17 protein-coding genes and 1 pseudogene are annotated in these 20,800 nt (G+C 63.1%); 1 reads left to right on the top strand and 17 read right to left on the bottom strand.

The window, feature by feature from the left end; genetic code table 11:
• Positions 1 to 39 precede the first annotated feature (39 nt).
• From OCH239_RS16965 to OCH239_RS16955, 3 genes are all read right to left on the bottom strand, one after another.
• A complete protein-coding gene (locus tag OCH239_RS16965; RefSeq protein WP_037265248.1) occupies positions 40 to 993 on the bottom strand; it encodes a Bug family tripartite tricarboxylate transporter substrate binding protein in 954 nt (317 codons plus the stop codon).
• 108 nt (positions 994 to 1,101) lie between these two features.
• Positions 1,102 to 2,625 carry a tripartite tricarboxylate transporter permease gene (locus OCH239_RS16960; protein WP_037265247.1) on the bottom strand — a complete coding sequence of 508 codons (1,524 nt, stop codon included), beginning with the start codon at positions 2,623 to 2,625 and terminating at the stop codon, positions 1,102 to 1,104.
• Entirely contained in the window at positions 2,625 to 3,074 is a 450-nt protein-coding gene (locus OCH239_RS16955; protein ID WP_037265246.1) for a tripartite tricarboxylate transporter TctB family protein, read from the bottom strand. Before OCH239_RS16955 ends, OCH239_RS16960 begins: the two co-directional genes overlap by 1 nt.
• A 165-nt stretch (positions 3,075 to 3,239) precedes the next feature.
• Here OCH239_RS16955 and OCH239_RS22235 point away from each other — a divergent pair, with 165 nt between their 5' ends.
• Complete coding sequence (locus OCH239_RS22235) at positions 3,240 to 3,653, top strand: PaaI family thioesterase (protein ID WP_084782573.1); 414 nt, start codon at positions 3,240 to 3,242, stop codon at positions 3,651 to 3,653.
• Between the two features lie 7 nt (positions 3,654 to 3,660).
• Here OCH239_RS22235 and OCH239_RS16945 read toward each other — a convergent pair whose 3' ends face one another.
• The 14 genes and pseudogenes from OCH239_RS16945 to OCH239_RS16880 form a co-directional block, all read right to left on the bottom strand.
• A complete protein-coding gene (locus tag OCH239_RS16945; RefSeq protein WP_037265244.1) occupies positions 3,661 to 5,742 on the bottom strand; it encodes an acetate--CoA ligase family protein in 2,082 nt (693 codons plus the stop codon).
• Positions 5,739 to 6,605: pseudogene (locus OCH239_RS23560) on the bottom strand (enoyl-CoA hydratase-related protein); the annotation flags it as partial. The gene OCH239_RS16945 and the pseudogene OCH239_RS23560, both read right to left, overlap by 4 nt.
• 169 nt (positions 6,606 to 6,774) lie before the next feature.
• Positions 6,775 to 8,841, bottom strand: a complete 2,067-nt coding sequence (locus tag OCH239_RS16935) for an acetate--CoA ligase family protein (RefSeq protein ID WP_037265242.1) — start codon at positions 8,839 to 8,841, stop codon at positions 6,775 to 6,777.
• On the bottom strand, positions 8,841 to 9,992 hold the full coding sequence (locus OCH239_RS16930; RefSeq protein ID WP_037265240.1) for an acyl-CoA dehydrogenase family protein: 1,152 nt from the start codon (positions 9,990 to 9,992) through the stop codon (positions 8,841 to 8,843). The genes OCH239_RS16935 and OCH239_RS16930 overlap by 1 nt, the downstream gene beginning before the upstream one ends.
• Positions 9,993 to 10,129: 137 nt before the next feature.
• Positions 10,130 to 11,326 carry a 3-oxoadipyl-CoA thiolase gene (gene pcaF, locus OCH239_RS16925; protein WP_037265238.1) on the bottom strand — a complete coding sequence of 399 codons (1,197 nt, stop codon included), beginning with the start codon at positions 11,324 to 11,326 and terminating at the stop codon, positions 10,130 to 10,132.
• Positions 11,327 to 11,413: 87 nt separating this feature from the next.
• The gene (locus tag OCH239_RS16920; protein WP_037265236.1) at positions 11,414 to 12,625 is read right to left on the bottom strand and encodes a CaiB/BaiF CoA transferase family protein; all 1,212 of its coding nucleotides are present in this window, start codon (positions 12,623 to 12,625) and stop codon (positions 11,414 to 11,416) included.
• Between the two features lie 19 nt (positions 12,626 to 12,644).
• Complete coding sequence (locus OCH239_RS16915; RefSeq protein ID WP_037265234.1) at positions 12,645 to 13,445, bottom strand: SDR family NAD(P)-dependent oxidoreductase; 801 nt, start codon at positions 13,443 to 13,445, stop codon at positions 12,645 to 12,647.
• The gene (locus OCH239_RS16910) at positions 13,445 to 14,323 is read right to left on the bottom strand and encodes an amidohydrolase family protein (protein WP_037265233.1); all 879 of its coding nucleotides are present in this window, start codon (positions 14,321 to 14,323) and stop codon (positions 13,445 to 13,447) included. The genes OCH239_RS16915 and OCH239_RS16910 overlap by 1 nt, the downstream gene beginning before the upstream one ends.
• Complete coding sequence (locus OCH239_RS16905; protein WP_037265232.1) at positions 14,316 to 14,882, bottom strand: carboxymuconolactone decarboxylase family protein; 567 nt, start codon at positions 14,880 to 14,882, stop codon at positions 14,316 to 14,318. The genes OCH239_RS16910 and OCH239_RS16905 overlap by 8 nt, the downstream gene beginning before the upstream one ends.
• On the bottom strand, positions 14,879 to 15,529 hold the full coding sequence (locus OCH239_RS16900) for a glutathione S-transferase family protein (RefSeq protein ID WP_211242011.1): 651 nt from the start codon (positions 15,527 to 15,529) through the stop codon (positions 14,879 to 14,881). The genes OCH239_RS16905 and OCH239_RS16900 overlap by 4 nt, the downstream gene beginning before the upstream one ends.
• A gap of 2 nt (positions 15,530 to 15,531) precedes the next feature.
• The gene (locus OCH239_RS16895; protein WP_037265230.1) at positions 15,532 to 16,839 is read right to left on the bottom strand and encodes a TRAP transporter large permease; all 1,308 of its coding nucleotides are present in this window, start codon (positions 16,837 to 16,839) and stop codon (positions 15,532 to 15,534) included.
• The gene (locus OCH239_RS21785) at positions 16,836 to 17,360 is read right to left on the bottom strand and encodes a TRAP transporter small permease (RefSeq protein ID WP_051489557.1); all 525 of its coding nucleotides are present in this window, start codon (positions 17,358 to 17,360) and stop codon (positions 16,836 to 16,838) included. The genes OCH239_RS16895 and OCH239_RS21785 overlap by 4 nt, the downstream gene beginning before the upstream one ends.
• Before the next feature lie 64 nt (positions 17,361 to 17,424).
• A complete protein-coding gene (locus OCH239_RS16885) occupies positions 17,425 to 18,432 on the bottom strand; it encodes a C4-dicarboxylate TRAP transporter substrate-binding protein (protein WP_037265229.1) in 1,008 nt (335 codons plus the stop codon).
• Positions 18,433 to 18,556: 124 nt separating this feature from the next.
• Entirely contained in the window at positions 18,557 to 19,495 is a 939-nt protein-coding gene (locus tag OCH239_RS16880) for a LysR family transcriptional regulator (protein WP_037265228.1), read from the bottom strand.
• Positions 19,496 to 20,800 lie beyond the last annotated feature (1,305 nt).

The raw sequence follows: 20,800 nt of genomic DNA, 5'->3' as shown, positions 1-20,800 counted from the left end.
AAAGCCGGCCCCGTCGGGGCCGGCTGCCGAGCGCAGGCCCTATTGGCCGATATTGCGCGACTCGGCAAGACGCTTCCAAGTTTCAATATCCCGCAGGTAGATTTCGCGGAATTCCTCCGGTGTTAGATCACCGGCGACGGCATAGTTCGCTTCCAGCTGCTCCTGCATCCGGTCGGTCGCCATGGCTTCGGCAAAATCCGCGTTGATCTGGTCGACAAGCTCGGGATCCATGCCACCTGGCCCGAACAGTGCGACCCAGCCGTTGATGTCCACACCGGTCACGCCCGCTTCGCCGCTTGAGGGGACATCGGGCAGCAATTCGAAGCGCTCCGGCGCCAGAACCGCCAGCGCCTTGGTGCGCCCGTCATTGACGTAGGGCATCACGCTCGCGGTGGTGGAAATGTACGTATCCGAGTGGCCGCCCATCATGTTTGTCTGCGCCTCGCCACCGCCCGAGAAATGAATGATATCCGCCGGGATATCCGTCGCCTCGATCAACAGTTCGGACATGAAATGGCTGGAACTACCGGGTCCTGCTGTGCCCAAGAACATCGGGCGCTCCTCGGCCTCTTCGAGGAAGGCTGAAAGATCATCAGATTTCACGTTCGAGCCGGCAGCCAACACGTACGGGCTCGTGACCAGAAGCGAAATCGGCGTGACATCAGCTTCGGGATCGAACTGCAGATCGGTCTGGATCGCGGGCGCGGTGGAAATCGCTGCGGTATTGATCAGCAGAGTGTGACCATCCGGATCGGCCTGCGTCATTTCCGTCGTGCCTATCATCGAGCCTGCGCCGGGCTTGTTCTCAATCACGACCGGCTGGCCCCAGATATTTTCCAGCTCGATGGCGAGCGGTCGCGCCGTCATGTCAGTCGATCCACCCGTGCCATACGGGACGATGATCGTAACCGGCCCCGACGGGAAGCTGTCCTGTGCAAAGACAGCGGTCGCGCTCAGCGTGACGGCAAGTGTGGCTGCAAAGGTCTTGTTCATGTCGTCTCCTCCTCATTTTAAGCTGCCGGTTCGGCAGGTCGTGGTGGTCTCGGGGCGACCACTGCGCGACTCCGGTTCAAGGGTCGTGCGCCCATCTCGTTGTTGGCATCAACCGGTGGGATTTCGCGTCAACGCTTTCATTCCCCTGCGATACCGCATGATCGCACTGACAAGCGTCCAGACCAGGATCGCCGCGGCCAGAGCCAGTACCGTTCCCGCGATCGGTCGCGTGACTACGTCGGTGAAGTCGCCACGGGCCAGAACCATGGCCCGACGGAACTGGGTCTCGACAAGCGGTCCAAGAACAAAGCCAAGAAGCAGCGGGGCAGCCGGCAGATCCGCAAGGCGCATCGCATATCCGACGAAACCAAATCCGAGGATTATTAGCACATCTGCCGGATTCGCCCTTACACTGTAAGCGCCGATGCACAGAAACACGAGAATTGCCGGGTAGAGGTAGTGATACGGGATGAGCAGCAGACGCACCCACAGACCGATGAGCGGCAGGTTGAGGATCAGCAGCAGCAGGTTTCCGATCCAAAAGCTCATGACCAGGCCCCAGAAGAGGGACGGCTGCTCTACGATCAGCGTCGGGCCGGGCTGGATGCCGTGGATCATCAGTGCGCCGAGCATCAGCGCCATCGTGGCGCTGCCCGGAATGCCGAGCGTCAAAGTTGGGATGAAAGCGGTCTGGTCCGCCGCGTTATTCGCAGTCTCCGGGGCCACGACTCCCTCAATCGCGCCATGGCCGAAGCGTTCGGGGGTCTTCGACACCCGCTTTTCAAACGCGTAGGCCATGAACACCGCGATCGAGGGCCCGGTTCCAGGCAACGCGCCAATGAAGGATCCGATGGACGAGCCGCGCAAACCGGGCAGCCAGGATCGCCGCCAATCATCCTTACTCGGCAACATGTTGAGTAGTTTGGCGCTGGAACTGTCGATTTTTGCGATTCGCGTGGCCCCAACCGAGGACAGGATTTCTCCAACTCCGAAAAGGCCCATGGCCATTGCGCTGATGCCGAAGCCCTCCAGCAGGCTCATCGAGCCGAAGGTAAAACGACCGACACCGCTCTGACTATCCGTGCCGACCGTCGCGAAAAGCATCCCAAAAACCACCATGGCGAGGCCTTTCGACGGCGATGCATTCGAAATCGTCGACGCCGCAATCAAACCCAGCACCATTAGCGCGAAGTATTCGGCCGGTCCAAATGTCAGCGCGTATTCTGCGATCAACGGCGAGAAAAGGCTGAGAATGATGATTCCGAACGAACCGCCGACGAAGGACGCGATCGTCGTCATGAAGAGAGCCACTCCGGCGCGGCCCTGTTTCGCCATCGGATGGCCGTCGAGACAGGTTACCGCGGACGAAGTTGCACCGGGGATGTTCAGCAGGATCGATGCCGTCGAACCGCCATAGGTCGTGCCGTAATAGATACCGGCCAGCATGATCAGGGCTGCCGTCGGGTCGAGGTAGAAAGTGATCGGAAACAGCATCGAGATCGCGGCCAGCGGGCCAACGCCGGGGATGACGCCGACGAAGGTCCCGAGGAACACGCCGGCAAAACAGAAAAGCAGGTTGGTCGGCGTGACCGCCGTTTCCAGGCCCAGAGCAAGGTTCGCAAGCAGCTCCATTAGAAGGGCCAATCGAACGATGAAATTGGAAGACCGAGCCCGAGGATAAAGAGGCTCCAGGTGAGCAAGGTCATGCCGGCTCCAAGAACCAGCGCCGAGACCAAGGGCACACGCGTCTCGGAAAAGGTCGCGATCACTGTCGTGAAGAACACGGCCGGCACAAGACCCACTGACTCGATCATCAGCGCAAAGCTGAATATGCTGATCGACATCACGATCATCGGCCTGATTTTAAGGGGAGGCAGGTCGCCGCTGCGAGACAACGCTGGGAAGGCGATCAACAAGCCGAACACGGCAAGGATGATGCCGAGAGAGACCGGCATCATCCCGGGTCCCATCCGGGTGAACGTTCCAAGGTTGTAATTGAACAGCGCGTAGAGGGCGGCAGCGGCGCCGATCGCAGTCAGACCCAGCCCGGCGACGATGTCCCGGTAATCGCGATCAAGCATTTTCCCCCTCCTCTGGTCCGAAATGCTTTTCTCCTCGGGCCCACGGTCGCTGCCGTGCCCCTCTCGAACAACTTGTTATATATCGGGCGAGCATAACAAACAGTCAGTCTCGAACCCTTTTGCAATCAACTTGCCAGTCCGGTCAGGGCGTTGCACAACCAATTCATGGAACACGATCTGCAAACTGCAGGCTGGACGCTCGACCCCGACGATGGATTTGTCGGCCATGTCGGCGGGCTTTGGCGGCGCGTCGTGGATGGCCAGACGCAGTTCGCCTTTATCGCGCGCGGCATACATGCCAACCGAAATGGCGTTGTGCATGGTGGGATGCTGATGACCTTCGCTGATCGTGCACTTGGCCATACCGCGCGTCACGCGGCAGGCGCCATCCGCGGCGCGACCATCAGCTTAACCCATCAGTTCCTCGCACCGGTACGGATAGGCGACCTTATTGAGATGACGCCGCAAGTTACTCGGAAAAGTGCACGCATGGTTTTTCTGACAGCCACTGCATTCGTGGGTGAAGCCCCAGTCGTTTCCGCCCAGGGAGTCTGGCGGGTCACGCATTCCCGGGGGTGAGAGCCATTCACGGCCCCAGCACCACCAAGCCGTCTGCCGCCGCGACGCCCTGCCCGTCTTCCAATACGAAGATCGGATTTATTTCAGCCTCCAGCAGGCGATCTCCAAGCGCATCTCCCATGCACGCCAAGGCCTCGATCGCTTCGATCAGCGCGTCAATATCGTGCGCCGGTGCCCCCCGATATCCCTCGAGCAGGCGCGTGATCGTCAGTTCGTTCACCATTTCACGCGCCTCGCCTTCGCGCAACGGAAGCAGCCGGAGGGTGCTGTCGTTGGACAGCTCGGCCTGAACACCGCCCGCACCCAGCAGGATCAAGAGCCCCAGTTGCGGGTCCTGGCGCAAGCCCAAGATCATCTCGATCCCGCCGTGCACCATAGCCTGCACGAGGTATCCCTCGGGCTTGGGAAGCTCCTGCGCCGCGAGTCTTTCCGCCATCGCGGTCAGAGCGGCTCCCGCAGCTTCGGGAGCCAGGCCCACACGGACACCACCGACGTCGGATTTGTGCGCTATCTCACGCGACAGGACCTTAAGGACGACGGGGCCATCCAGCTCGCCAGCAGCCATTGCCGCTTCATCAGCCGTCTGGACTACGAAGCTTTTGGCTCCAGTCAGGCCAAAAGCATCGAAGAGGGCACGCGCTTCCGCTTCGTTCAAAGTGCCATTGGGGAGACCGGCAGGCACCACAGCGGACCCCGGCCTCAACAGCCGACCGGCCGGCGGCATCGGCAGCGCTCCCTTCAAGACGGTGGCACAAGCTTCCGGGGCAGAAAACGCAGGTACGCCCTCCCGATTCAGAAGATCGAGGATGTGGGGTGCGTGCGGACTGACATAGGCGATCAACGGCTTGTTACTGGCCGCGGCGCCGGCGCGGATTGCACCGGCTGCCACGTCGGGACGCGCCAGTGCCGAGGACCCGACAACCACCGCAACCGCATCGATCCCGTCAGAGCGCAGCAAGGCCTCCGTCGCGGCTGTCATGATTGTCGGCTCGACCCCGGCCAGTGTCACGTCGACCGGATTGCCTGTCATCGGTTGGTCCTGGCCAAGAAGGTCCGCCAAAGTCTTGCCCGTTGCCGGATCAAGTTCGGGCACGTCCAACCCAAGTATACCGCAGTTGTCCGCCACGAGGCTGCCCGCGCCACCCGTGGATGTCAGGATCGCCACCCGGTTTCCGCACATCGTACGACAGCTGGCCAACATGGCGGGAAGATCCAGCAGGTCACTGAAGGTCCGGGCGCGGATCGCGCCGACCTGACGGAACAGAGCATCGTAAGCCCTGTCTTCGCCCGCCATCGCGCCAGTGTGCGACACCGCAGCCCGCGCTCCGGATTCGGATCGCCCGACCTTATAAATCACGAGCGGTTTTCCGGCGCAGCGCGCGGATTCGGCTGCGGCTCGAAATTTGTCGACTGAGCGGATGCCCTCGATATAGGCCGCAATCACGGTGGTCGCCTCGTCAGCGGCATAGGCCGCAATAAAGTCGGCGATGTCGAGGTCGGCCTCGTTGCCTGTCGAGGCCAGCTTGCAGAACCCGATGCCCCCCGCCGAGCCCCGCGACAGGAGCGCACCGAGGATCCCGCCGCTTTGCGAGGCGACAGATATCCCGCCCCTCGGGATGTCATCGCATTCCAGCGCACCGCTGGCGGACAGCACGATGCCCTTTGAAAGGTCCATCGCGCCGATCGTATTGGGCCCCAGCAGGCGCATCTTGTCGCCCGCGGCCTCGCGCAAGGCATCTTGGCGTGCGCGGCCTTCGTCACCTGCTTCGCCAAAGCCACTCGCGAGAACGATGGCAACTTTGCATCCCTTGGCCGCCAGGTCACGCACCGCCGCCTCGGCGCGCGCGACGCCAAGCAGCACGATGGCGACGTCGGGTGCACCGGGAAGATCGGCGACACTGGCAAAGCAGGGCCGACCGGCGATTTCATCGACACGCGGGTTTACCGGCCAGATGTCCCCGTGGAAGCCGTGTTTCGAAAGGTAGGCCACGGGCCGTCCACCGGGCTTGGTCGGATCCGCCGATGCGCCTACGATCGCGACGCTTTCCGGAGCCCAAAGGGCATCCAGCGCTGTTTCCGGATTGGTCATTCGTTTCCTCCCATGTCCACGCCAAGCAGGCGAAGGTCTCCAATCTTCCGGCTCGGTCTGGCCACGTCCGCGGACAGTGAATCTGCGTCCTGCTGGCGCGCACAGTGCACCGGACCACCAATCCAGCGAGGGACCCCGTATCCGTTCACCCGAACCACATCGATGTCCGAAGGCCGCAAGGCGACGCCTTCAGCAACGATAGCGGCGGCTTGTTTAATGATCGAGGCAAGCGCGCGTCGCTGGATCTCCTGCTGCCCAAGGGGGCGGTGCGCAACTTCTCGAAGGTCTCGCGTTCGGCATGCAGTCCATCGAGAGTCGGAAGCGTTCCAGCCTGCATCACCCTGCATCATATGGTAGACCGATGCGAGCACGTGGGGCCGCACTCGGCGCGATGCCCTTTCAGACACAGTCTCTGCATCGTCCGCATACGGCACGGGCCGGTCAATCACGCGCTGTTTCGTTCCGGACAGCCGGCAAGTCATCGCTATCGCCGCCTGTCGTGCGTCACCGGCTTCGACTGCGTCGATCACCCCAAACTTCGGCGCGGCATCGGGGCGCACGCGGGTGGCGCCCGCGATCAGACGGATCGCCTCGGCCCTGCCGACGAGCCGGGGCAGAGTGTGGGTTCCACCAGCGGCCAGTATGATCCCGAGCGCGCTTTCAGGCAGCCCGACCACCGCGTCCGGAGAGGCGATGTACGCGTCGCACCCCAGAGCCAGTTCGCAGCCTCCGCCAAGTGCCGCACCGTGCAGGGCTGCAATGAAGGGTTTCGCGGTCCCCTCGATCGCCGCGATCACTTGCGGCATCTGAAGCGGGTCAAGCGCCAGGTCGAATTCCCGGATGTCGGATCCGGAGATGAAGCTGCGCCCGCCCCCATCAGCAACGCTCCAATGAGGGCGTCATCGACGTCGGTCGCTTCGATCGCGGCCAGAAGTTCTCTGCGGATATCGCGTGACCCTGCGTTTACTGGGGGGTTGTATGTGGCCGTAACGGCGATGTCGCCGTTATGGACGACATGAACCTCGCCCACCATCACCTGCCGCTCACGCGGATCAGCGCATCCACTGCGACGACACCGTCCCCTTTGGGCAGCACCAGGAGCGGATTGATTTCAGCCTCTACGATGTCCTTCTGTTCGGCCAGTCTCGACACCGCCACGAGGGCCTCCGCCAGTGCGTCGAGATCGCCCAGCGGACGCCCGCGCGCCCCGGCGAGGATCTGGGACAACTTCAGCGATCCGATCATCTCGTGCGCGATATCGAGATCGACGGGGGCTAACCGCATGACAGAGTCGCGGTAAATCTCCGTAAAAACGCCCCCAGCGGCCAGCACCACGATCGGACCGACCTGCGGGTCCCGGCGGATGCCGATAAGCACCTCGCCGATGGCCTTCTGCATGCGCTGGACCAGCACGCGGGATACGAAGTGACCTGGCAGAGCCTCTTGGACATTGGTTCGGATCTGTCCCACTGCCTTTGCCAGCGCCTTGCGGCTATCGATACCGACAATGACGCCGCCGGCATCGCTCTTGTGGGGGATCGCGGGGTCCAGCACCTTTGCGACCACGGGGTAGCCGAACGGAAGGTCCGACACCGGTGCACCCACATCCAGCGCGACCCAGTCGGCCACAGGCACGGACGGGATCCGCGCATAGGCCTCTGCCTCGTCCAAGAATCGGCCGGTAGTGGCGGCACTGGCCGGCGAAAGCGGTGGAAGGGCCGGCACCCTCCGTTGCAGCGCCGCGGCCACAGCGTCGGCGCAGGTTTCGGGATCCTCGAACACGGGCACACTGGCACCGGCCAGACGTCGGGTCGCATCCGGAGCATCTGGAACGATGAACACCGCGAAGGGATGACCCGGCGCGTCGATCAGATCGAGCGCGGGCTGCACCGCGAGATCCGGATTGAACCGCGCGGACGAGCCTACACAGACCAGAACCATGTCGAACTCGGGCGACTCGCGCAGAACCTCGATCGCGCCGCGCATGACATCGTAGCGTGTTCCCGCAAGGGTCAGATCGAGGATGCGGTTGTGTCCGGCTTCGATTCCGTTTTCCGCCAGCCGCGCGCGCGTTTCGGCGCTTGGCGCCACGATCTCGACCCCCAGCCCGGCCAGATGATCGACCGCCATGGCGGCACCGCCGCCCGTGGTCGTAATGATCCCGACCCGCCCGCGTCGCGGTTTTTGAGCAGCGGGGACTCGGGCCAGCAGCGGTGTGACCTCGAGCAGCCCTTCGAATGAGGCCACACGCGCGATGCCGCAGGCCCTCAAGAAGACATCCGCAACCTCATCCGCGCCGGCAAGGGAGCCGGTATGGGACTGCGCCAACTCGGCCGCCTCGTCGGACCGACCCAGCTTGAACACGGCGACGGGCTTGCCGCGCCGGGCGGCTTCTTCCGCAAAGGCACGCAGCTTGTCCGCATGACGCATGTGTTCGAGAAACAGTAGAAATCCGGTCACGGCGGGATCATCGAGCGCTGCCGAGCAGACATCGCCGATGGTTAGGTCGGCTTCGCCCCCGACCGAGACCAGACCGGCGAAGCCGAGTCCTTTGCGCTTGCCGCGCGACATCAGCGCCCCGATCAGGCTGCCACTGTGAGAGGCCACGAACAATCCGCCTTTGGGCAAGTCAGTCTCCGCAAAGGCCGCATTGGCCGTCAGCGTCGTGCCGTTGTGCAGATTAGCGAGACCGATCGAGGACGGCCCCATTACCCGGAGCTTGCCTCGCGACACCAGCATTTGGAGGCGTGCGGCGTTGGCCTCGCCTGCCTGCCCCACCTCGGCAAAACCCGAGGCGAGGATCGTCGCCACCGGAACGCCGAGCGTCTCGCACTCTTCCAAAGCGTCCAACGCGCGCTGCGCGCTGGTTAGGATGAAGACATGATCCGGCACCTCCGGCACGTCCGAGAGAGACGCTAAGGCGCGTTCACCCTGCACCGTCTCGCGTGTCGGATTGATGGCATAGACTCTGCCGCCATAGCCTGCTGCCCGAAGGAACCGCAGCGGACGACCCGAGGTTTTTCCTTCATCGTCCGACACGCCCACAAGCGCAATGCTGGCCGGGCTGAGAAGGGCCTCTTGCCATGTGCGCCCGGTCATCAGCACGGCCGCTGGCTGAATCGGCGCTCGAACACGTGTTCGGCAATACGGTTCTTAAGCATTTCGATCGATCCACCCGCGATCTGCCAGCCTCGCGTGCGCTTGACGCAGTACTCCACGAGGCTCTCGCTGGAATAGCCGTAGGCGCCCATCGCCTGCATTGCGGCGTTGGCCACATCGAACCCAGCCTCGTTGCACGCCAGTTTGGCCGCGGCGGTGTTGAATGCCGACGGCAAGCCGTTCTCGTCACCGTCCCGCGCCGCACGGTACAGCAGCATCTGTGCGCTTTCGAGCTTCACGATCATTTCCGAGAACTTCCACTGCAAGCCCTGGAATTCACACAGCGGCCGCCCGAATTGTGTCCGCTCCATCGTGTGGCGCCGGGCGACCTCGTAGGCGTGACGCCCAAGCGCCAGCGCCCGTGACGCATTGCCGATCCGTTCGACGTTGAAGCCCGAGATCTGCTTCTTGAACCCGCCTTCACCCAGCAAGAGGTTCTCGGCCGGAATGCGGCAGTCCTCGAAGTAAAGCGGACACCATTCCTCGCCGCTCATGAAGGGCGCCGGGTTACCCACCGTGAAGCCGGGCGTTCCGCGTTCCACCAGAACGGACCCTATGCCGTTTATGCCAGGCCCGAACCGCACGTAGATCAGGAACAGGTCGGCATGCGGGCTATGGGTGGAAAACACCTTGGAGCCGTTGACAAGATAGCCATCGCCGTCCTCGCGCGCAGTGGATTTCAGTTCTGTGACGGCGGAACCTGCATCGGGCTCGCTCATGCCCAGCGCGATCAGTTTCTTGCCAGCAAGCAGGTCCGGCAACCAGCGTTTCTTCTGTGCAGGGGACGCGAACTCGGCGAAAGTGCGGATCGGTCCGAAATTGCCGGCCTGCACCACGTCCGCGCTTTTGGGGCAAACCATGGCAAGTTCTTGGATCGTTATGACGGCATCCATCAAGGTTCCGCCGACGCCGCCATCCGCTTCGGGGATCGTGATGCCCAACATCCCCATGTCGGACAACTGCGCCGCCAAGGCCCATGGATATTCGCGTGAATGGGCACGGTCCAGCGCACCCGCGGCCAGTTCGCCTTCAGCGAAGCGACGCACGGCGCGGGCCAATTCGGTCTGCTCGGGTGTAAGTCCGAATGTCACTGGCTTCGCTCCTCCTTGCCAATATGCAGAGGCGTCCCCTGCGCTTGGACCTCGTTATCGAGCCAAAGGAGCCGTACCGGAAAGTGACCAAACGTGTTGATTGCATAACTTCCGGTCAGTCTTCAAGCCGAAGAAAGTCAAACACATTCAAGGGCAACGGCAATGCCCTGTCCGACCCCGATGCACATGGTCGACAGACTTTTCTCTCCCGGCTCGAGGTCGAGCATCGCAGTGCCGGTGATCCTTGCACCGGACATACCCAACGGGTGACCAAGCGCGATGGCGCCGCCATTGCGGTTTACGCGCGGGTCATCGTCATCGATTCGCAGCGCCCGCAGCGTCGCCAGCCCTTGCGAGGCAAAGGCCTCATTCAGCTCGATGACCGCAAAATCATCCACCGACAAGCCAAGCCGGTCCATCAGCTTTTGCGATGCGGGAGCGGGGCCGAAGCCCATGATGCGGGGCGCTACCCCGGCGGTGGCCCCGCCAAGAATGCGGGCGATGGGAGTAAGCCCCTGCTGGGTGGCCGCTGCCTCAGAGGCGACGATTAGCGCGGCAGCCCCGTCATTGACGCCCGATGCATTGCCCGCCGTCACCGACCCGCCTTGCCGGAATGGGGCCTTCAGTGCGGCCAGCGCCTCGAGGTTCGTACCGGCACGCGGGTGTTCGTCGGTGTCGACGATCCGGTCGCCGCCCTTGCGCTGCGGGATCGCAACCGGCGTGATCTCGCGCGCCAGACGTCCATTGCGCATAGCCGCAGCCGCCTTTTGTTGCGACCGCAGGGCGAAGGCGTCCTGGTCCTCCCGAGAGATGTCGAAATCCTCAGCCACGTTCTCGGCGGTTTCCGGCATGGAATCCACACCGTATTGCGCCTTCATCTGCGGGTTGACGAACCGCCAGCCAATGGTCGTGTCGTGTATGTCGGCCGCGCGCGAGAATGCGGCGCCGGCTTTGGGCATGACGAAGGGCGCGCGGGACATCGACTCAACGCCGCCTGCGATCGCGAGCCCGATCTCGCCGGCGCGGATTGCCCTTGCCGCGGTCATCACGGCATCCATGCCTGACCCACACAGCCGGTTTATCGTCGTCCCCGGAACGCTGTCCGGCAGGCCCGCCAAAAGCGCCGACATCCTCCCGACATTTCGGTTGTCCTCCCCCGCCTGGTTGGCGCAGCCGAAGAAAACCTCATCCAGACTGCACCACTCCAGCGGGTTGCGCTCAATAAGGGCGCGGATAGGCACCGACCCCAGGTCATCGGCTCTGACCGAGGAAAGCGCGCCGCCATATCGCCCGATGGGCGTTCGGATGTAGTCACAAATGAAGGCGTCCGGCATGGCAATCAAGCTCCACTTTTTAATTGGCTTACATCGTCCGGCTCTGGCCCGGGCAGCGAGCTTCGCTAAGCCCTGCCTGACAAAGCGTCAGGGTTCCGCGTTCGCTGTTGTCCTGACGACGCCCGCCACACATAGTGCCTCGACTTCGGCATCGCTCAGGCCGAGGTCTCGCAAAATTTCGGCGTTCTGCGCGCCGACGGGCTGCGGCGGCAGGGGCGGTTCTGCGCGGCGGCCAGACATTCGGAAGGCCGGACCGACAACCTGCAGGCCATCCAGCCGCCCAGAAGGATCGCTCAGCGTAAGGTTCTGCTCCCTGTCGCGGAGCTGATCGTCGTACAGAGCCTCTTCCATCCGCCGGACGCGCGACGCGGGCACCCGGTTCTTGCGCAGAAAGTCCTCCCAATGGGCGGCCGGCCTGGCGCCGATGATCCCGGCCAGAATGGCACGGTCTTCGGCATACGCCTCGATCCGGGCGAAGTTGTCCGGCTTCGCCCGGTCTTCGCGCCCAAGCGCGGTCCACAGGCGCCGTTCCTGACGCAGGTTCGACGCCGCAATCATCAGGTCGGCATCGGCGGCGCGATACATGCCGAGCGTGGCAAAGCCGAACTCGTTGCCGTTCGGGCGCGGATGCGTGCCGCTTTGCAGGAAATCTGTGCAGTGCGACGTCATGAGGGTCATCGCCACGTCCAGCATCGACACGTCGATGTGCTGCCCCTGCCCCTCTCGCTCGCGCTGGAACAGCGCCCCCGAAATGGCGAAGGCCGCCGTCAGCCCGGTCGCGTAATCTATTACCGGCGCACCGCACTTCAAGGCACGACCATCCCCGAACCCGGTCAGGTCCATGATTCCGGAGAATGCCTGTATGACATTGTCATACCCGGTTTCCTCCCGCCTGGGGCCACTCGCCCCGAAGGCCGAGACCGAGCAGTAAATCAGACGCGGATTGGCTGCGGACAGCCTGTCATAGCCAAGGCCGATCTCCTCGAACGCCCCGGGTCGATAGTTTTCGACGAACACGTCTGCCGAGGCGGCCAGCCTCACCATCGCGTCGCGCCCGGCCGGCGTCTTCAGGTCCAGCGCCAAGCATCGCTTTCCTGCTCCCTGGGCGAGGAATGACGTGCCCATGCCGGCTCTCACGAGGTCCTGGTCCGTCCCCTGAAAGCGCGCCTGGTCGGGATCGGAGGGGTTCTCGACCTTGATCACCTCGGCCCCCAGCAGGCCGAGCTGATAGCTGGCGAACGGGCCGGCGAGGACATGCGTGGTATCGATGACGCGCAGACCTGCGAATGCTGGCTTCATGATGCCATCCGTGATTGTCTCAGTCGCATCGCGCGCTCATGCCGCCGTCCACCACGATCTCAGTCGCGGTGATGAAACGCGCCTCGTCCGAGCAGAGAAACAGCGCGGCATTGGCCGTGTCGCGCCCGTCACCCATCCAGCCCAGCGGGATTCGCTTGATCCGGGACTGCAACAGCGCATCCACGTCGCCGCCCATGCGCTGGCCGGCAAGCCGGGTTTCCACCATCGGGGTGTGCAGTTGCCCCGGCACTACGGTGTTGACCCGCACCCCCTTGGGTGCGAATTCGACCGCCGTTACCTTAGAGAACTGGATGATCGCCGCCTTGGCCGAGGCATAGGCCACCTGGGCGGCTCCGGTATAGCGCGTGCCGGAGGTGGACGAGGTGTTGACGATCGCGCCGCCGCCCTTGGCCTCCATGTGCGGCAGGACGGACCGGCAGGTCAGATAGACGCTCTTCAGATTGAAGTCCATCTGGCGGTCCCAGCCCTCCTCGTCCAGGTTGGTCGGGCCGCCCTTGGTCGAGCCGCCCACGTTGTTGACGAGGATGTCGATCGTGCCGAACCGGTCGATGCAGGCCGCGACCATCGCCTCGACGGCGGCGCGGTTGGTGACGTCGCAGAGATACGGCTCTATCTCACCTCCCGCATCGCGCACGCGGGTCAGCGTCTCTTCCATCGTGTCGGCGCGCATATCGACGGCGAATATCTTCGCGCCCTCTTCGGCGAACCGCACGCAGGTCGCGCGCCCGTTGCCCCAGCCCGGGCCGACACATCCCGCGCCCGTCACGATCGCGACCTTTCCCTTGAGACGATCCGACATCATGCGATCTCCTTGAATCCGTAAAGCTTTGGGGGGTTGTCAACCAGCAGCGCCGCCAGAAGCGCGTCGGTCGGTGCGATCTGCGGCAGAAGGTCGAACAGGTCGCCATCGTCTGGGGGATCGCTGCGGAAATTTGGATGTGGCCAATCCGTGCCCCAGACCACGCGGTCGGGATAGGTTTCCACAATCTCGCGCGCGAATGGCGTGGCATCGGCGTAGGGGGCATCCTGCCGCGAGGCACGCTCGCTCCCCGACACCTTGCACCAGACGTGGTCATGCTCCAGCAACCGCATCAGCGCCTCGAATTCCGGCTGGTCGCGCCCGCGCGAGGCGTCTATGCGGCCGATGTGGTCGATCACCACCGTGACGGGCAGCGCCGCCAGGACCGGAGCGAGTTCCGCGATCAGCGCGTCTTCCATGTGAACCTGAAGATGCCAGCCCTGCGCAGCCAGGCGCGGGGCCAGGGCGCGCAACTCGTCGGGCGAGGCGCCCGGTGCAAGATGGCTCATGTAATTGAAGCGCACGCCGCGAAACCCCTGGGCGTCGAGGTCGCGGATCGTGGCCTCCCGCACGTCCGGGGGCGCCAAGGCGATGCCCAGGTAGCGGCCCGGACGGCGCGCCATGGCATCGGCCACGACGCGGTTGTCGAAGCCGTGACATCCTGACTGCACGATCACGCAGCGGTCGATCCCCATCTGGTCATGCAGGGCGAACAACGCCTCGCAGGGGGCGTCGGCAGGCTTGAACTTGCTTTCTGGTGCGAACGGGAACACCGCCGCGGGGCCGAAGACGTGGCAATGGCAGTCGGCGGCCCCCCTGGGCAGGGCGACGGTCGTGGTGTGGGGGCTCTGATGCCAGGTGAGTTCGCGTTCAGCCATCGGCAAGCTCCGAGGCGCCGTCGCCCAAAGGAGGGATCTTGAAAACGTTGATGGTCAGAGAAATCAGCGTGTAATAACCCAGAAGCCCCACAAGATCGACCATGCGCGCCTCGCCCAGAACCTGGACCGCACGGGCATAGAGCGCGTCGTCGACGTTACGCGCCTCGTGCGCGGCGCGGGCGACGTCGTGGACGACCTCGAGCTCTGGATCGGTGAATTCGGGGCGCCGATTGCAGCGGATCTCTTCGATCAGCCCCTCGTCCAACCCGGCCTTCAACGCGTGCCCCTTATGGATCTGCCATTCATACTCCGAGCCAAACACGCGTCCGGTCACGAGGATCGCCAGTTCCGACAGCCGCTGGTCCAAGCTGCTGTCATAGCGGCAATAGCGCCCAAGGTCCTGCGCGTGGGCGGCAAGATCGGGGCGGTGCAGCCACACCGCCAGAGGCCCGCGCACGCCGCCGCGGGGACCGCTGGCGATCTCGTCGTGGATCGCCTGCTGACGGGGGGTGTAGGTGGCGGGATTGGGGGCGGCAAGCCGCTGGGAAGAATGTCTCATACGGGGTCACTTTCTGTAGCGGAGAAGGCGGGAACCGCCGCGGCGAACCTGGCAAGCCAGTCCGCCAGCGCGGGATTTGTGCACCGCCAGTCGACCGGCCTGCGCCAGTCCAGATAGCCAAGCGCACATGCCAATCCGATGCTAACGAGGCAGGCGCGGGCTGGATCGGGCGGGACCTGTTCGAACGCGTCCAGGCCGCGCAGCACCTTCCCGCGCAGATGCTCCAGCCAGATCTCCGACACCTGCTCTGGCGCGCGGAACCGGTGCTCGTAGATCATGAGCAGCGCGGCCTCGGTGATGCCGTCGGCCAGCCGGGCACGGGTCAGGGCGCGCAACCTGGGCAGCGAGTCTGAGGGGGGAGGCAGCAGCCGCCCGCCGCCGGCCAGCAGATCGAGTAGATCGAGGATCACTCCGCTGTCGTAGAATGCCTCCCCATCAATCAGCAGGCAGGGCATCTTGCCGAGCGGGTTCTGCCTGCGCAACGGATCGTCGGGATCGCGGGTGTCGGCGGGGCTGAGGCGCAGCTGCGCGTCCAGCCCCAACACCTTAGCCGCGATCCGCACTTTGCGCCCGAAAGGCGAGGTGGTGGTGGTGCGCAGGATCAGCTGCGTTGCCGGATCCTGCCATCGTTCGTAAAAATGCGGCATTCCTACATCCTCGACGGCAGGAACAGCACGATCTGCGGGAAGAGGTACAGCAGAACCAACATGGCAAACCCTGCCATAATGAAGGGGAGTAGCCCCTTGAACACATCCTCCAGGCGCACCCTGCCTTCCGAGGCTGCCTGCACGACGAAGCAGTTGATGCCCACCGGCGGCGTGACCGCGCCGATTTCCACAAGCAACACCACGAAGATGCCGAACCAGACCGGGTCGAAGCCAAGGCTCATCATCACCGGGTGGGTTATGGGCAGCGTTATGGCCAGCAGTGCGGGCGCGTCCATCATCATCCCAAGCACCAGGTAGATGACCGACACCAGCACCACTATCACCCAGGGCTCCACGTCGAGCCCGGTAAGAAAGTCACCAACTGCGTTGGCCATACCCGACAGCGCAAGAAACTTGGAGAACAGCAGCGCCGAGATCAGGATACCGAAAATCATCGCCGAAGTACGTATGGTTTCGATCAGCGTGGCGCCGATCTGCACCTTTGCAATCCCCCGGTGCCGGATCACCGCAAGAAGCAGGGTCAGAGCAGCTCCAACCGCGCCCGCCTCGGTCGGGGTGAAGATACCGATGTAGAGCCCTGAAACGATGCATAGGATTATCAGCACCAATGGCCCCGCCAGCCGTAGTGAAGCCAGCTTTTCGCGCAAGGTGTAGTACGTGGCGTCCAGCGGCGCCCGCTCCGGGTGGCGCAGCACGGTCAGCCAGATCGCGACGCAGAGCAACAAGGCAAAGATGATGCCGGGAATGAAGCCCGCGATCAGTAGCGCGCCGATAGAGCTGTCTGTCAGGATGCCATAAACCACCACCAGCGCAGAGGGCGGGATCATTACCGCCAGAGTGCCCGCGATAGCGATAGATGCCGAGGCAAGACTTTTGTCGTACCCGCGGTCCAGCATCTGCGGCAGCGCCAGCTTGGTGAACACCGTGGCCGTTCCCACCGATGAGCCCGAGGCTGCGCCGAAAGCCGCGGCACCCATGGTAGTCGAAATCGCCAGGCCGCCACGCAAGTTACCCATCCAGCGGCTCGTCGCCTCGAACAGATCCTCGCCCAGCCCGGCCCGCATGGCGAAAAAACCCATAAGTAGGAAAAGCGGGATGACCGAGAAATGAAAGGAATGAGTGGTCTCGAAGAACACCGTGGACAAGAGCGCCGTCGCCGCGTTCATCCCCACGAGGGCAGCCAGACCGAAGGCGCCGACCAGGCCCAGCACTACCATGACGTTGATCCCCATAAGGATCCCCACAAACAGGCAAGCGGTGCCGATCATGCCAATGACAAGGTTGCTCATTCGACCTCCTCCGGGTCAGGACTGGCCGGGGTCATGCCGACCGCGGTACAGAGCGCATCCAGCAGGAATTGCAGTGTGAGCAACGCCATGCCGAAGCTGACTGCGTACTTTATCGGCCAAATGGGGTAACGGATGGACCCGCGCTTCATCTCGCCGATGGCAAACGACTTCTCTGCCGACAGCCAACCCGCCCAGGCGGCCCACGCGAACAGCACCGCGCCAGCCAGCATCGCCAGAACCGACAGGCCCCGCGCCAAGCCCTGCGGCAGACGATCCGTCAGCAGGGTCACGCGGATATGCCCGCCATGAAACTGCGTCAGCGCCAGCGACAAGAAGATGATCAAGGGAAGCGCCCCTTCCGTCAGCTCCAGCGTGCCCGCGATAGGGCGATTGAACGCGTAGCGGGTGACGACATTCACCGTGACGAGGCACATCATGGCAAAGGTCGCGACACCGGCGACCCAGCCGCAAAGGGTCAGGAACCGTCCATAGACGGATCTGACCAAGAAAAGGGTGGTCATTGCATTGCTCCTGACAGGAGTTGGGGAGGCGGGCCCCGGATCTTCCCTGCGGCCCGCCAACGGATCAGAAGCGCAGCTTGGCGAGAATGCCCTCGATTTCCAGCCCGGTGGCCTCAGCCTTATCTTCCCATTCCGCCCGCACCGCCTGCACGCCTTGGTGGTCGATGAGTGCCGTCAGTTCCTCATCGGGGAAGGGAAGCACGCTAACTCCCAATTCTTCTTGCCAGAGTTCGAGTACGCGGGTCTCTTCCGCCTCCAGCATGGAGGCATACTCGACCATGTAATCCTCACCCAACTGGTCGAGGACCGCGCGCGTGTCGTCGTCGAGCGCCTTATAGCTGTCGAGATTCATTGTCAGGATGTGCCCGAAGGACGCGCCGAACGGCATTTCGATATAGTACTTCGCGACCTCGTCATACTTGAACCCGCGCGCCAACACTGGGCCGATCGGTGCGCAGTCGACGATCGACCGCTCCAGCGCCTCGTAGGTGTCCGAGGTGGTGATCGACACCGGCGTGGCCCCCATCGCCTCGATCAGGGCGGGATAGGCGAAGCCGTAGGAGCGTACGCGCTTGCCCTCCAGATCCGCCATGTTTTCCACGGGATCCTTGCAGAGTAGCCCGTAGTTCTCCAAGGGGCGGAAAGAAACAGCGTGCAGGTTCTGGCTGGACAGCTCCTCGACGAATTCCGGGTACTCGGCATGCCAGTCGACCATCGCCTGTCCGACCTCGCGGCTGTCCATCGGCTGCGGGATGAAGAAGCCGATCGCGTTGTTCAGCGGGAACTGATCGGGAAAGTACGGCGTCACAATGTCGCCCATATCCCCCACACCATTGGCCAGCGCCTCGGGGGTTTCGCCCACGGCGGCGACAGAACCGCCCCAGAACACTTCGATCGTGTGTTTGCCGCCGGTGCGCTCAGCAAATTTGTCCACAAACCACTGAAGGCTGCGCGAATGAGCGTCGTTCGCGCCCTGTGGCTTGTAGGTGATGTAGGTTAGGGTATCCGCATGAGCCGTGCCTGCGATGAGGGCAAAGGCCAGCGTCAGGGCCGACGTTGTTGTTCGGGTCATCATGTTCTCCTCCACCGTCCCACTCGCGGGGACATGCGGCGGAACATTCCAGCGTATCATGGTATATTTCAAATATCTATTTTTTATTAATCCATGCCGATGCGGCATGGCACATTCTGGAGCTTCACTTCCAAACGCCGCGCGCAACGAGATCGGTAACGATGTCATGGATCGCGTCCTCGACCACCGTTACAGCCACCTTAGGCCGCTGCTCGGCGCGGGTTGCAATGCACAGGTGCCAGCCGATCTGCGGAGCCACGATGGGTCGGCATTCCAATGTACCGGCAGTGATCTCGGTCAGAACCCCACCGTAAGTGAGTACGGTAAAGCCGTGGCCCGCCCGAACCAAAGCCTTGAGATGCCACATGCCGTCCACTCGCTGCACCACGCGGGGTTCCAGTCCACGCTCGTCACATGCGCGATCGAAGATGATACGGAGAAAATTAGGTCGCGAGGGCATCACCAGAGGCAGCCGCGCCACTTCCGCCAGCGTAAACTGCGCGGCACAAAGACTACCGAGCGAGCCCACGAGGTTCAGGTTCTCCACCAGTAAGTCGCGGCGCAGGATGTCACTGCGTTCGGGAGGGTCATGCATGACGGCCAGAGCGATATCGCCACGCAGGAGTGCTCTTTCCAGTTCTCGGCTGAACCCTTCTACGGAGTGCAGCTCGATATCTGGGTAGCGTGTCTTAATCCGCGCCAAAAGCGGCGGCAGAATGAATTCACCCGGCGTCGGCGGCATCCCGACAACAACGGTTCCCTTGGGTGCGAGTGAATGCGCAGTGATCTCGCGGTACCCCTGCGCCAGCAGCGAGAAGGTGTCGTAGCAACGATCGAGCAGAATCTCCCCTGCCTCGGTCAGTTCCACCCCGCGCGGCAGCCGTAGAAATACAGCGGTGCCCAGTTCTTCTTCCAGCGTTGCAATCTGACGACTGACGGCTGGCTGGGCAATGCGCAGCCGGGCAGCGGCCTTTGTGATGCTCTTCTCCTCGGCGACGGCAACGAAATAGCGCAACGCCCGAATCTCCGGGTGCCAGTCACGATCACCGAATTTCTGCGTCACGCCGCCTCCTTCGCCTGTCCGATCGAGCGCGGCTGAACTGCCTCAGGCACGCCCCGCTACAGCGTAGTCGACCACGGCCAAGCCGGAGTCTCAATCTGCATTGGCGGTGCCTGATGAGGCGGCTGTCATGAACGTCCGGCCGCCCGCCTCCTCCTCCAACGTTATTGCGGTGATGGCACGGAAATTTGCTACGGGCAATTTCGTTAAGGGGCGAGGCGACATGCGGCCCCTGCCCCACCTCAGGCTGCAAGCGCACTGTCAAGTCTCGCGACGATGTCCGTGAAGCGCGCTCAGCACCAGCGCAGAAGTCACTCAAACGTATCCGGCCACGGTGGGCCACAAGCCGTTTCAAGCCGGCACAGGGTCGGCATGGCGCTCACTGCCTCGAGCAACGCCGAGAGGCCGCCTCTGGTCTCCTCGAGCAGCTCCCGCAGATCTCAGGATGCAGCGTCCGGATCGCGGCGCAACTGATCCAGCGCTTCGAGGATCCCGCCAGCGCCTCTCCGGCCGGCTTGTCCGGGAACCCGGAGGCCGCATGACCTGCTGACCCAAGCAGCCATGCTTTCCCGACATTGGACGTTATCACCCCGGATGCTTCGAAGCTTGCCTCGCCGCCGAGCGACCCGGTCCAGCTCCTCGATGACCTGATGGGACCTGAGGTTCGTCCTCTCAGCCGCCACGAAAGCTTCTCTCGTATGGCAGTCGACGACAGTCGGGACCTGGAACGGAAGATCCCTTCATAGGTCACGGTTCTTGCCAGACGAGCCTGCTCCGCGCATGCGCCCAGCCATGCTCGGGATTCTCACGGCTGTCGTCTCCTCGCGAATGTGAACGTCTGAAAGCCGTAGCCTATCCCCAAACTTTCGACAGTCTTCCGACCGACATGTTCATCTGTTGACGATGTGCACGGGGTACGGCACATCTGATTACACACCGCCGGATTCGGTCCGGACTCGAAGCAAATCTTCCTTTTATTACTGAGGCGTTTGCTGGTTGGCACCCGCCCCTACCGCCGGAGCCAAATCTTCTATAAGCTACTGAAGCCGCACACTTTCGGAAGTTGGCTCCGATGGTCAAAGGCGGTTTAGGCGAAAATTTTGCACAGACGTTGCACATGTGGTCGCACACCGTGGGCATACCCATGCCGCTCCGAGGTGATCCGGCTCCCATGGAGAGACGCATCATATGTCCAGCCCATATCTTTACTGTCACCGCGGGCGATTCTACTTCAGGCGCCGCCTACCGAGGTTTTCCACATCTCGATCGCCGATTTTTTTGGACTCTGTGACCCCCAATCTTCATCCA

This window comes from Roseivivax halodurans JCM 10272 (genome assembly GCF_000521785.1).
Lineage (GTDB): Bacteria > Pseudomonadota > Alphaproteobacteria > Rhodobacterales > Rhodobacteraceae > Roseivivax > Roseivivax halodurans.
Note: the sequence above shows the minus strand (reverse complement) of the source record. Positions and strands in the feature narration are given on the sequence as shown.

Excerpts from the sequence above, each read along its gene's own strand:
- OCH239_RS16920 (WP_037265236.1), bottom strand. The coding sequence starts at position 12,625 with ATGAAGCCAGCATTCGCAGGTCTGCGCGTCATCGATACCACGCATGTC.
- OCH239_RS16965 (WP_037265248.1), bottom strand. The coding sequence starts at position 993 with ATGAACAAGACCTTTGCAGCCACACTTGCCGTCACGCTGAGCGCGACC.
- OCH239_RS21785 (WP_051489557.1), bottom strand. The coding sequence starts at position 17,360 with ATGACCACCCTTTTCTTGGTCAGATCCGTCTATGGACGGTTCCTGACC.
- OCH239_RS16905 (WP_037265232.1), bottom strand. The coding sequence starts at position 14,882 with ATGAGACATTCTTCCCAGCGGCTTGCCGCCCCCAATCCCGCCACCTAC.
- OCH239_RS16945 (WP_037265244.1), bottom strand. The coding sequence starts at position 5,742 with ATGACCAATCCGGAAACAGCGCTGGATGCCCTTTGGGCTCCGGAAAGC.
- OCH239_RS16885 (WP_037265229.1), bottom strand. The coding sequence starts at position 18,432 with ATGACCCGAACAACAACGTCGGCCCTGACGCTGGCCTTTGCCCTCATC.
- OCH239_RS16895 (WP_037265230.1), bottom strand. The coding sequence starts at position 16,839 with ATGAGCAACCTTGTCATTGGCATGATCGGCACCGCTTGCCTGTTTGTG.
- OCH239_RS16935 (WP_037265242.1), bottom strand. The coding sequence starts at position 8,841 with ATGACCGGGCGCACATGGCAAGAGGCCCTTCTCAGCCCGGCCAGCATT.
- pcaF (WP_037265238.1), bottom strand. The coding sequence starts at position 11,326 with ATGCCGGACGCCTTCATTTGTGACTACATCCGAACGCCCATCGGGCGA.
- OCH239_RS16955 (WP_037265246.1), bottom strand. The coding sequence starts at position 3,074 with ATGCTTGATCGCGATTACCGGGACATCGTCGCCGGGCTGGGTCTGACT.
- OCH239_RS22235 (WP_084782573.1), top strand. The coding sequence starts at position 3,240 with ATGGAACACGATCTGCAAACTGCAGGCTGGACGCTCGACCCCGACGAT.
- OCH239_RS16910 (WP_037265233.1), bottom strand. The coding sequence starts at position 14,323 with ATGGCTGAACGCGAACTCACCTGGCATCAGAGCCCCCACACCACGACC.
- OCH239_RS16900 (WP_211242011.1), bottom strand. The coding sequence starts at position 15,529 with ATGCCGCATTTTTACGAACGATGGCAGGATCCGGCAACGCAGCTGATC.
- OCH239_RS16960 (WP_037265247.1), bottom strand. The coding sequence starts at position 2,625 with ATGGAGCTGCTTGCGAACCTTGCTCTGGGCCTGGAAACGGCGGTCACG.
- OCH239_RS16915 (WP_037265234.1), bottom strand. The coding sequence starts at position 13,445 with ATGTCGGATCGTCTCAAGGGAAAGGTCGCGATCGTGACGGGCGCGGGA.